Raw genomic sequence first — 11,438 nt, 5'->3', positions numbered from 1 at the left:
GATTAAACGGGTAAGAGTTGTTAGACGTGCTGACGGTTATTATTGCCAGTTTTTGATTGACGTAGAACGGCAAGAATACCATAAACCAACGGGACAAATAACAGGAATTGACTTAGGGTTAAAGGAATTTTATACCGATGCTCAAGGGAATACTGTAGAGAATCTACGTTATTTAAGAAAGTCAGAAAAACGACTGAAAAAAGCACAAAGGAGATTATCAAAACGATTTCGTAAAGGAAAGAAACAGTCTAACAACTATCACAAGCAACGGATAAAAGTGGCTAGACTTCATCTTAAAGTATCAAGACAACGTAAAGACAAAGCAATTAAAGACGCTTTGGCGTTAGTCCAGTCTAATGATTTGGTAGTCTATGAAGCTTTAAAGGTAAGAAACTTAGTCAAAAACCGTAAACTTGCCAAGTCGATTAGTGATGCTTCTTGGTATCAATTCACTGAATGGTTGAATTATTTTGCCAAGATTTATCGGATTGTTTTTGTTGCTGTACCACCACATTTCACGACTCAAGATTGTTCAGTTTGTGGGACGAGAGTTCAAAAAACCTTAAGCACTAGAACTCATCAATGTCCTAATTGTCAAACAGTCTTAGATAGGGATCATAATGCAGCAATCAACATTCTTAAAAAAGGGTTACAATACTTGGGAAATTATCTCAACGGTACTGTTGGGCAAACAGAAACCGACCCAAACGCCTTGGGAGAGTCCGACCTCTGGGTTTTCAGTGGAGACATTGAAAATCTAAGTTGTCTCGTTGAACAAGGAATTTCTAACAGCGATGTGGAAAGAATCCCCCGTCACAGCGTAGCTTGACGGTGGGAGTATGTCAATGTAATCTCATGGCGATAGATAGTAACTTTAGGCAAATTAAATTTTTTAACTTTTCTGTTTTCTTATTGCCCAAATTAGCCAGATTGTTGTAAGCTTATGACCCAACTACAACCGGATATATTCGTTAACCACCGTCCCGATACCGATGGAGACGAGGAAGAAGACTACTTCGATTATTTTTATGATGAACCGGGTAGTGAACCAGGGACATTAATTATCGAACCGGATGCCAAACCCTCGCGGATTATTTTAATCGACTACGATGAAGATAACGCCATTCGCAAGGTGGATATTACTCCCAATGCTTGCGCCCCCTATATTGGCACAAATACCGTGTCTTGGATGGATATTCAAGGGTTAGGTAGTGAGACGGTTTTAAAACAGGTGGGAGAAATTTTTAATCTGCATCCTTTGTTATTAGAAGATGTGGTTAATGTGCCGCAGCGACCGAAGTTAGAGGACTATAACAATCAATTGTTAGTGATTTCTCAGATGGTGCGACTGAAAGAAGATGAAAGCGGTTTTGATACAGAACAAGTGAGTTTTGTCTTAGGAAAACGCTATCTTTTAAGTTTTCAAGAGGAGGAATTACAGGACTGTTTTGAGATAGTCAGAGATCGAATTCGCACTTCCCAGGGACGAGTACGGAAATCGGGGGCGGATTATTTAACCTATTTATTATTAGATACGATTATCGATGGTTATTTTCCCGTGGTAGAACACTACGAAGATCGGATTGAGGCTTTGGAAGATATGATCATTAGTAATCCCGATCGAGATACAATGCAGGAAATCTATGATGTCCGTCGGGAATTATTGGCACTGCGTCGCTTAATTTGGCCGATGCGAAATGTCCTACATTTACTGATGCGTGACCATCATGGTATAATCAGTGATGAAGTACAAATTTATTTTCGGGATTCCTACGACCACGTCATTCAAATTCTGGAAATTATCGAAGCTTATCGAGAATTAGCGGCGAGTTTGATGGATGTTTATATGTCCACTATGGGCAATAAATTAAACGAAATTATGAAGTTTTTAACCGTAATTTCGACGATTTTTATTCCCTTAACTTTTATCGTTGGTGTCTATGGCATGAACTTCGAGAATATGCCAGAATTGAAAGGAGAATGGAGTTATTTCCTTGTCTGGTTAGTCATGTTAGCCGTAGCGGGGGGCTTGATTTTTTACTTCTGGCGCAAAGGTTGGTTTAAACCAATTTATTCCCTGAAAGAGGAAGCAAAAAGTTAGTTAACGAAGGCAGGAGTCAGGAGTCAGGAGTCAGGAGGCAGGAGTCAGGAGTCAGGAGACAGGAGATTATTTTTATTTATTCTTCCCACACCCCACACCCCACACCCCACACCCCACACCCCATCTCCCCACACCCCACACCCCACACCCCACACCCCACACCCGACGACAAACTTTTTCGACAAACCCTAATTATTCGACCACAAATGCGAGGATTTGGCCTTGGTGACTGCCGAAGCGAATCTGTAAACCGGACTCTAGGGGAACTTCTTGGTTATGAACCTGTTTCCAGTGGCCATCTTGATAGATAAAAGTACCAAAACGGGAGAAATCTGCGAGAAAGTATTGATAGTCTGGATAATCGGCATTTTTACGGCAAATTATCCGACAATGGTTTTTACTAACCCATTTTTCAGCAATCTGTAGATCATTTTCCATGTCCCGTCCTATATTCATGCCACCACCACGGATTGACCATTTTCTTTCGGGACGATCGAGATAGTATAAGAAAGCGGCGGGCATGGTTCCGGAGATATTGGGCATAACCGTCGGTGATTGAGTCTCATCAAGGGTTTGCAGCAATTGCCCGTCGAATTCTGGGTGCATATAGAGAATCGGCAAAGTCCAAGCGGGTTGATTGTACTTGTAGAGGGTTAATAATTGCTGCCTAGCGATACGAACGGCCTGATCGATAGGGACTCTTGGACTGGGAAACAACTTGGACATCTGCGCTTCTTTGTCTTTGAAACCGAGGAGGCTGCGGGTAAAAACTTCGATAAAACTCAAGGCCTCTCGATCGGCGATCGCATCTCGCATGGCCAAAACTGCGGGAACGCCGTGGTGAATCAAGACTTCCGCCAGACTGCTACGGGGAATCATCTCCTGACCTGATTTAGCGGGATAAGCGCCCCAACAGGCATTAAAAACCGCTAAAATAACTTGATTTCTCACCAAAGCTTGGGCTAACTCCGTCCCGTTTAGCTGTTCCCCCGGCCGCAGAAATAGGGAACCGCCATTGGGGGCGGCGATTCCGTGGCCGGCGTAGAAAAAAGCTTGATATTTACCCGTATCCAAGGCCCTGGTCAGTTCTTCGGCCTCCGGTCGAATTAAGGTATCGACTTTGACTTTCACTCCCCAATTCTGGAGGGAACTACTGCCCCCAGGGGAGATGGCCTGGATGAGATTGGTGGCCTCGGATTCCAGTGCCTGGTCGGGATTAGTTTCTCCACTGGTATTAATGGCGGTGAGGTTGAGGGAACTAGCGGCGGTTTTAATCTGTTTTTCGCCGATAACTAAGAGAATATTGAGACTATTAGTCGGTTTTATCGGTGGCAATGGTTCCACATCGCTGGTGGTGCGGCTAAAGAGTATATTCGGATGCAGAGATATGGCCTGTTTACCCGCTTGCTGCATAATTTCCCAGGGCAGCAGAATTAAATAGGGGTTGCGACATTCCAAGCGAATTCGCAGGGGCTGATTTTTGCCGAGAGCGATTCCCTGACTTTGGGCGAAACTTTGACCAATTGATGCTTGAAATAACCATTGCCAGAGACTAATACCTAGTTTCTGCATTAATCGACCGCCATAACTGCCGCCTTCTCCCGAAAGAGTCAGTTTAGGTCGATAATTTGCTTCTAATTGCTCTAACATCGGCAAGGTCGGCATTTTTTGCAGACAGAACATTTCCTGCCATGCCATCCATTCCGTGGTTAGACTCTCGGTCCATTCACAGTCATGATGCACATATCCCCCCGGTAGGGGTGCTTTCGTCACCCAACGGGCGAAATTATTACTCGTGGCTAAACTAGCGATGGCTAAATTTAGACTAGGGATGGCATCATCGGTCATTGTGGTTCTTGAGAAGTCTATAGAATCTTATTCTAGAGGATTTCTGAACAGCAAGGAAGAGTATTAAGTCACCAATAAACAACAAAGTTCGATAATTTTTGTTTGCCAAGATGAACGTAGGTTGGGTTGAAGCATGAAACCCAACGCCCGCATAGTTTACGCTACCGCTAACCCATCCTACAAATAATTGTGCCTCCCTACTTAACTGACCAATAAACAACAAAGTTCGATAATTTTTGTTTGCAAAGTTGCCAAAGGTTCTGCACCCCGCTTGAGACGATATTCTAATTCGAGAAGTATGGGCAAGGTGGCGAGAAGTTGCTTAGAAGAAAAGGATTGTATCTCTTTGCGAATGAAATACAGTCGTTTGGGGTTAGCAATTTCGGCGGCGGCGGCGATATTTTTCTCGTCTTTTTCTCCTTCTTCAATTTTTAATTTTACTATTGCCCAAGTGCGAAATTGACCCCCTAGGGTGGCAGTGATACCCAGGGGGTTCTCGTTGCGATTTAATAATTCATTGACTAATTCTAGGGCCTTGCCTGTCTCCCGTTTTAAAATAGCACTGGCTAACTGTAAGCTGCTTTGATTGCTGGCATTGACTAAGCTTAAAATGTCCTTTTTGTCAATAGTTCCCGCCGAATTATTTTTAAATAAACGCAGTTTTTCTAACTCCATCCACAGCAAGCGGCTGTTATTTCCCACTGATTCAGCTAAGAGTTCGATCGCATCGGGAGTTAATTTTACTCCCACTTCTTTGGCAATTTCCCTAACTCTTTGGGCAATTTCCTCGACTTTCCAAGGCGGAATTAGTTCAAATTCTTTAACCTCTGCCTGATTTTGGATAAACTTGCTCGATTTTAAGCGGGAGTCTGGTTTTTTGGTGCTGGTTAATAACAGATAGGAATTTTCGGGTAAATTGGGCAAAGTGCGCTGTAATTCCTGGAAAATATCCTCGGAACATTGTTGACAAATAACCGTATCAGCTAACCAAACTAAACGATTTCCCATGCCGAAAACTGGAGTCATCGCTTGATTGAGGGCCTCGATAATTGCCTCATTGCGATCGCCGTTGATTTTGTCATAATTAAACTGTATCCAATTGGGATCGAGAAGTTTTGCTTGCAGATTTTTCACCGCTTGGTTAATAGCAAATTCATCCTCTCCCCAATAAAATATTGTCGGCATAAGTTTCTAATTATAGCAGTTAAGTAGGTAGGTGTTAAAAGTTGTCAGACACCCCTCTGATCAAGGGGGGACTAAGGGGGAATCGGCACCCCCCTTATTAAGGGGGGCAGGGGGGATCAGAAGCGAAATTTATCTTCAATTTAATTATAACTACTTACTTATCTTGAGGTGTCACTATTGCCCATTTTGCCAAATTTTTACATTTTTGTCAGCACTACCAATAATTAAATATTTACCATCGGCACTAATTGCTAAAGATAACAGTTTGTCTGTGGGTTGATCAAGAGTTGCTAATTTTGCTTTGCTTGTTAAAGACCAAAACTTAATCATTTGATCCGAAAGCTTGTTTAATCTGATCAGCACAAGCAGCAGAGGATAAACCCAGAATTTCCTAATATTAACGCTGGCTATTCATAAACACAGGTAAAGACTATCTGACTCGATAATTTCCCAAATTAATCAAAAAATAGACTCGATCGACCCCAAATAACGCACAATAAAAAAGGAAATGTCAAAGGAGAATCGCAAATGTTGCCCTATATCCTAGCGGTCGTTGTGGGATTGAGTAGTCTGTACCTCCTCACCACCGCTTTTATCGCCCCCGATCGCCACCGTCAAGATGATTTTCTCTGGAGTGCGGTAGGATTATTCTATGCCCTTGTCCTCTGGTTGTGCGCGGGAAGGATTACAGGCGCTATCCTCCTCGGACAAGCTGCCGCGACCATATTATTTATTGCCTTCGCTTGGCAAACTCTCAAACTCAGACAAGCACTTTTTTATCCCGACAAACCGGTTAAATTATTTACTATTGTCGGTTGGTTAGGCAATCGTCTGGGGAAAGTTACTCCCTCCCAATCCCCTAAAACTAAAGCTAAACCTGAGAAAGTAGCAGCAAAAGTCAAAGAAACGGTTAAGGAAACGGTTGCCCCCGTTGTCGAAACAGCGGCAGCTATCGGGGAAACTATTACAGAATCAGTGACAGAAATTGGCGAAAAAGCTCAAGAAACGGTTGTCCCCGTTGTCGAAACAGCGGCAGCTATCGGGGAAACTATTACAGAATCAGTGACAGAAATTGGCGAAAAAGCTCAAGAAACGATTGCCCCCGTTGTCGAAACAGCGGCAGCTATCGGGGAAACTATTACAGAATCAGTGACAGAAATTGGCGAAAAAGCTGCGGAAATTATTGATGATGATGAAACTTTCGATGATTTCGATGATTTCGATGATTTTGATTTGGCAACAGAAGAGATCAACCCTTCTGAAAATCCCCCAGAAATTCCCCCGACTGAACCTGTCACAACTGTTGAAGTCGAAACTATTGCCGTTAGCGAAACGGTGATTATTGAAGTTACCGAGGAAGACTTGTCTCCAGAAGAAACTATCGGAGAAGATAATCTCCCAGAAACTCGATCGCAAAGCGCAGAAAATCCCCCCCCAGAGGAAGACTTGTCTCCAGAAAAAACTATCGGAGAAGATACTCCCCCAGAAACTCGATCAAAAAGGGAAGAAAATCCCCCCCCATCGGATTAAAAGTTAAGATTATTTAGCGGGTGGGTTAGGTAAGTAGTCGTGCAAAATTAATTTCCTAGTGAAGATAGGCAAGAGGCAAGGGGCAAGAGGCAAGAGGTGGTTAGATATGTGTAATTAATTTTGCTTAGGTACTTAATAATTACGGTTCTTCGTTACTTGGTATGATTCGATATGGGGGCATAAATCGACTAAATCCTTATCTGGTAAGAGACTTAATTGATTAGTTAGTTCTAGATCGAAAACAATTGAGAAAAATTGCCAAATGCCTTTCTATATAAGGGTTACATTTATTATAACCCCCGTCCATTGCATAACACAAACCGAAGAACCATGATTCCCTGACTTTTCCACTGTTTATAATGCCAGAACATGGTGGAGTAGGGAGAGAAATCTTTCGGGAATTCCCGCCAATTACAGCCATTTTTGAGTTGATAGAAAATCCCATCTAAAATCTGTCGTTTTGTCCCTTTCGGGGGGGCCAGTCAATTTCTTCTTTGGCAATAGCGGTTCTGCGATAGACTACTCTTCATTCGTCATACTACTTGAGTAGATTTTAGCTTACTCCTCTATTGATTTTCGGGGACGACTAGACGGTGGCGCATTCACTGACGGGGTTCAGACCAAAGTATTGCCGTTAAACAGGCTACAGACTCTCTTCCCTGAAACCTATAATGGACAAGGTTTTCGCTTCACCTTTTCAGCCTAGCATCTACATTATAAAAGATACCAAATGGGTTCTATAATAGATTTGGTGGTTGGGAGATTAAAGCCTCAATATCAAACTGGGTAAGCATTCTTCCTTGATTTTTCCAATCGGGTCTAAAAAAATGATCATGCCTTCAAATCCTTTCACTATTGGTCAACGAGTTACTCCTGAAAATTTCATTGGAAGAAAGACATTAATCAGGAGAGCATTGCATCAGATTAGAAGCCGTAGTTCTCTAGCGGTTTGGGGTGGTCCGGGTATGGGCAAATCATCTTTTTTAAAACTGCTAACATATCCTATTATCTGGGAACAATGCGGGCAAGATTATAACCAAGCAGTTGTTGTATTCATTGACTGTCAAAGCCTGGAACCTTTTAAGATTTCTGATTTTTGGCGCAATATTTTAGTAACAATTAAGAATAATTTTTCTTTCTTAAAAACCAGTATTGATACTCTTTCAGAAAAACCAGAAGCCACGGTTAATGATTTGCTTATTATCTTGCGTTTACTTAAAGAACAGGGTAAATTTTTAGTTTTACTTATCGATAATTACGATGTAACCTTACGTCCCAATTCCCAATATACGAAAGCTGATATAGATACCTTCGTCAGTCAGTGTCGTACCCTGGCTCAATCCGAGGAGCAAAATATCTCGATAGTTGTGACTTCATCTCGTCGGTTGAGTCAAATTGGTCCAGAACTTACACCTGATAAATCACCTTGGTATAATGGTTATTTATTTGAAAATCTTAAGCCTTTTACTAATCAGGAAGTAAACCTTTTACTCGATAGAAGTGAGAGTCTATTGGGTTGGAAACAAGCTATCCGTAAAATTGCTGATGGTAATCCAGCTTTACTGCAAAATGCTTGTTTCTTATTATATGAAGAATTGGTTTCGGGAAATAACCTTAATGAGAAAAAATTTATTCAAGAATTTCAAACAAACACTTTACACTTATTTCAAGCTATTTGGCAACTGTCCACTGAAACAGAGCAAAATTTGTTAATGTTGCTGGCTTTATCCCAATTAGAAGGCAAATTAGGGAGGAATCGATACACTCTCGGCGGAATTGAAGCGATTTTCAGTCAAAAACAAATAGAATTAAATAATTTGGTTGAGCGAGGTATCTTAAAGAAGGTAGAGGGAGAAGAAAATACTACTTATTCTTTCTGCTCATCTATAATGGAGTGGTGGGTGATTAAGCAAATCGAGAATAGCCAGGAAGAGGAGTTGAAAAAACGACAAAGAGGATTCCTTAATTTAATGAGCCGCCAACAGACGACAAGAGTTAATACTGCTATTCGTTGGCTATGGCAAAATAAAGATAAGATAGCATCTATCATTGAGCAAGTAGGGGGGTTATTATCATAATGACAACACAAACAAGGCACATAAATCCCTATATTGTCGGTCGTCCCATTTATGACCGGGAGTCATTTTTTGGCCGACGGAAACTTTTTAGATTTATTGAAGATAATCTCAAACAAAATACACAAGTTATTTTGCTGCATGGTCAAAGACGTATTGGTAAATCTTCTGTACTCATGCAAATTCCTAATTTTGTGGGACTAGGTGAGTTCGTGTTTATCTATTTTGATTTGCATGACAAAACGCGACTACCACTTGACAGTATCTTACAAAATCTTGCTTCAACTATTGCTGATAAGTTGAATATTCCTCAATCAGAATCTTTGTCCTTGAATTATAAAACGGTTTTCTCTGATGAGTTTTTACCTCAAGTAATTGAGGTCTTAAAAGAGCAGAAACGAAAAATGGTTTGGTTATTAGATGAATTTGATGTTTTAAATGATCAAACACCTGATTCCCCAGTTGAATCTTTTTTCCCTTATCTGGAAACTCTTATCGGTCAATACAATAATTTATTTATCATTCCAGTAATAGGAAGAAGAGTAGAAGATTTAACCAACTTAAAAAGCTTATTTAGACAAGCTGTTAATCAAGAAATTGGCTTATTAGAAAAATCAGATGCTAAAGCATTAATTACTAAACCTGCTGCACATTATTTAAACTATGATTCTCAGGCTATCGATGCAATTTTAGAATTGAGTTCAGGTCATCCTTATTTTACTCAAGTGATATGTAATGCTCTTTTTTTACAAGCTGAAGAAGAGGATAAGTCAGAAATTACCTGTGATGATGTTACTAAAATTGTCGATGATGCAATTGAAACTGCTGAAGGAGGACTAGCTTGGTTTCGAGATGGATTACCGATTCCTGAAAGAGTTGTTTTTTCAGCAGTAGCGCAAGCGGAGAAAATGGCTGAGAAGAAAAATAATTCAGTGACAGAAGAACCTTTAAAATTGCTCAGAGAATATGGAGTTATCATAACAGAAGCTTTAAATAAAGCTCCAGAAAATTTAGTTCAATGGGAATTTTTAGAGAGAGTAGAAAATTCAGAATTTCACTACAAAATTAAAGTTAAGCTAGTTCGTTATTGGTTGGTTAAACGCTATCCTTTAAGACAGGCTATCTGGGATTTAGAAAAAGTTGATTTAGATGCTTGCAGACTTTTTGAATTGGCCGAAGATATAGCTGAGAATCGTAATTTATCTAGTTCCGATATTTATGAACAAATTGCAAAACTGAATCCTAATCATTTTACGGCTTTATTTAAATTGGCTGAAGATTATCTTGACACTAAAAACTATCAACAAGCATTAGAAAAATATAACAGAGCATATAAAGTTGATCCCACACGCGCTTATGAAGGATATGAGCTAACGCGAGGAAAAAAATATAGAATTTGGTGGAATAAAAACCGATTAACATTAGCTTTATTATCTGTATTTTTACTAACAATAAGTGTTACTATTAATCTGTTCCAACTGTCCCAAGTACAAACACAACTTAAAGAAAAAAAAGCCAGACTTGCCGAATTAAAAGAACTAAAAGAAGAAAATGCCAGACTTACTAAACAAGTAAAAGAACTGAAGCCAACAAGAACAAACTTGATTTGGCGTTCTGAAAGCAATCTTACTCAAATTACTAACCTGCATCAGATTTGTTTTGGCAATACTAACCTCAACTCAGTACAAACTGTTTTTGGCTCTAATAAACCACCTTTTAGAGGCTATATTAAAATTTCCTCTTCAAAAACAGGAAGATGTGATGTGGGAGACACTTTTAACGGTAGTTTCGATTTATCTGGAAGTTCAGGTCACTGTGTTGGAGATGTCACTATTACTTGGCAAAATAATAATAATGCTTTTATTGAATGGAACATAACTAATTTAGGTTCTGCTTGTCCTGTGGATAGTAAAAGATGGCAAGTTAACACTTATCCAGCAGTGGGGTAATTTAGCCTTTTGACGGGCAAAATGCCCATCCCACAAGGAGAAAAATCCCGCCTAATTTCAGCAAGGAGAACCAATAAAAAGGAGAGAAAAGTCTATGAAGGCCACAAGAATTTTACCTGACGGTTAAGTTGTGACTGTACTTTCTGACGGCACGACTGTACCCTTAAAGACTCAGACAGACTGGACACAAATCGAGGCTATGACTGAGGAAGAAATTGAAGCGAATGCTTTATCAGATACCGACAATCCACCACTGACTGATGAGGAATTGAAACGCTTTGAGTCAATTACTACTATAAATCCCATTATTGTTAAGTCAACGGCTTGTCCTTGAACGTTTTAGTGATGTTGATAACTTCCTACAGAACCTTGCTAATGTCGTGTCCCTACCATGTTGACATAATTTCAGTGACAAATATCTATCGAACTTTTTTTCATCTACTACAACTAATATGAAATCTTTTATTTCAGCTTTTCAATATTTTATTATTCCTATAATTGTTGTAATGGGTGTATCGATTTATTTAGGGTTTAAACAGCCGACTGAACCGCCAACCACTGCGATAGTTTCTACCTCGCCTTCAGTTTCTTCTACTTCTCTAATTTCTCCTGCTCCTATCCCCAAAAATACTCTAACGCCTCCCTTACTCGGCTACTAACATTATTGTCCGTTGTCTTTTAACTCAGCGTCGGGTTTTGAAGGGTTGTCATCCGTTGTGATAATTGTACCAGAAGGCAATTGATAGCCTG

At 40.2% G+C, this 11,438-nt stretch carries 10 protein-coding genes; 6 read left to right on the top strand and 4 right to left on the bottom strand.

Features of this window, described 5'->3' with window-relative positions:
- Together IM509_RS17215 and corA are read left to right on the top strand one after the other, a co-directional pair.
- Positions 1-829, top strand: an 829-nt coding sequence (locus IM509_RS17215; protein WP_287717239.1) for an RNA-guided endonuclease InsQ/TnpB family protein, incomplete at its 5' end; no start/stop codon positions are given.
- Positions 830-943: 114 nt separating this feature from the next.
- Positions 944-2,101: a magnesium/cobalt transporter CorA gene (gene corA, locus IM509_RS17210; RefSeq protein WP_052277336.1), complete on the top strand. Its 1,158-nt coding sequence runs from the start codon at positions 944-946 to the stop codon at positions 2,099-2,101.
- 192 nt (positions 2,102-2,293) lie between these two features.
- Here the strand turns inward: corA and IM509_RS17205 are convergent, their stop codons facing one another.
- From IM509_RS17205 to IM509_RS17195, 3 genes are all read right to left on the bottom strand, one after another.
- Positions 2,294-3,949 (bottom strand): CHAT domain-containing protein, encoded by a 1,656-nt coding sequence (locus IM509_RS17205; RefSeq protein WP_052277337.1) that lies wholly within the window; start codon positions 3,947-3,949, stop codon positions 2,294-2,296.
- Positions 3,950-4,150: 201 nt separating this feature from the next.
- On the bottom strand, positions 4,151-5,134 hold the full coding sequence (gene holA, locus IM509_RS17200) for a DNA polymerase III subunit delta (protein ID WP_185237927.1): 984 nt from the start codon (positions 5,132-5,134) through the stop codon (positions 4,151-4,153).
- A 174-nt stretch (positions 5,135-5,308) separates the two neighbouring features.
- The gene (locus IM509_RS17195; RefSeq protein ID WP_221634911.1) at positions 5,309-5,464 is read right to left on the bottom strand and encodes a WD40 repeat domain-containing protein; all 156 of its coding nucleotides are present in this window, start codon (positions 5,462-5,464) and stop codon (positions 5,309-5,311) included.
- A 198-nt stretch (positions 5,465-5,662) separates the two neighbouring features.
- Between IM509_RS17195 and IM509_RS17190 the strand changes: the two genes are divergently transcribed.
- A complete protein-coding gene (locus IM509_RS17190) occupies positions 5,663-6,664 on the top strand; it encodes a Ycf66 family protein (protein ID WP_287717236.1) in 1,002 nt (333 codons plus the stop codon).
- A 290-nt stretch (positions 6,665-6,954) separates the two neighbouring features.
- Here the strand turns inward: IM509_RS17190 and IM509_RS24180 are convergent, their stop codons facing one another.
- Positions 6,955-7,104, bottom strand: coding sequence for a transposase (locus IM509_RS24180; protein ID WP_353734431.1), 150 nt, complete (start codon positions 7,102-7,104; stop codon positions 6,955-6,957).
- Positions 7,105-7,497: 393 nt separating this feature from the next.
- Here IM509_RS24180 and IM509_RS17185 point away from each other — a divergent pair, with 393 nt between their 5' ends.
- The 3 genes from IM509_RS17185 (at position 7,498) to IM509_RS17175 (ending at position 11,022) form a co-directional block, all read left to right on the top strand.
- Positions 7,498-8,742, top strand: a complete 1,245-nt coding sequence (locus tag IM509_RS17185) for an NACHT domain-containing protein (protein WP_260441360.1) — start codon at positions 7,498-7,500, stop codon at positions 8,740-8,742.
- Positions 8,742-10,688, top strand: coding sequence for an ATP-binding protein (locus IM509_RS17180; RefSeq protein WP_185237924.1), 1,947 nt, complete (start codon positions 8,742-8,744; stop codon positions 10,686-10,688). The genes IM509_RS17185 and IM509_RS17180 overlap by 1 nt, the downstream gene beginning before the upstream one ends.
- A gap of 130 nt (positions 10,689-10,818) precedes the next feature.
- Entirely contained in the window at positions 10,819-11,022 is a 204-nt protein-coding gene (locus IM509_RS17175) for a hypothetical protein (RefSeq protein ID WP_103111752.1), read from the top strand.
- Positions 11,023-11,438: the final 416 nt, after the last annotated feature.

This window comes from Microcystis sp. M31BS1 (assembly GCF_020245285.1).
Classification (GTDB): domain Bacteria; phylum Cyanobacteriota; class Cyanobacteriia; order Cyanobacteriales; family Microcystaceae; genus Microcystis; species Microcystis panniformis.
Note: the sequence above shows the minus strand (reverse complement) of the source record. Positions and strands in the feature narration are given on the sequence as shown.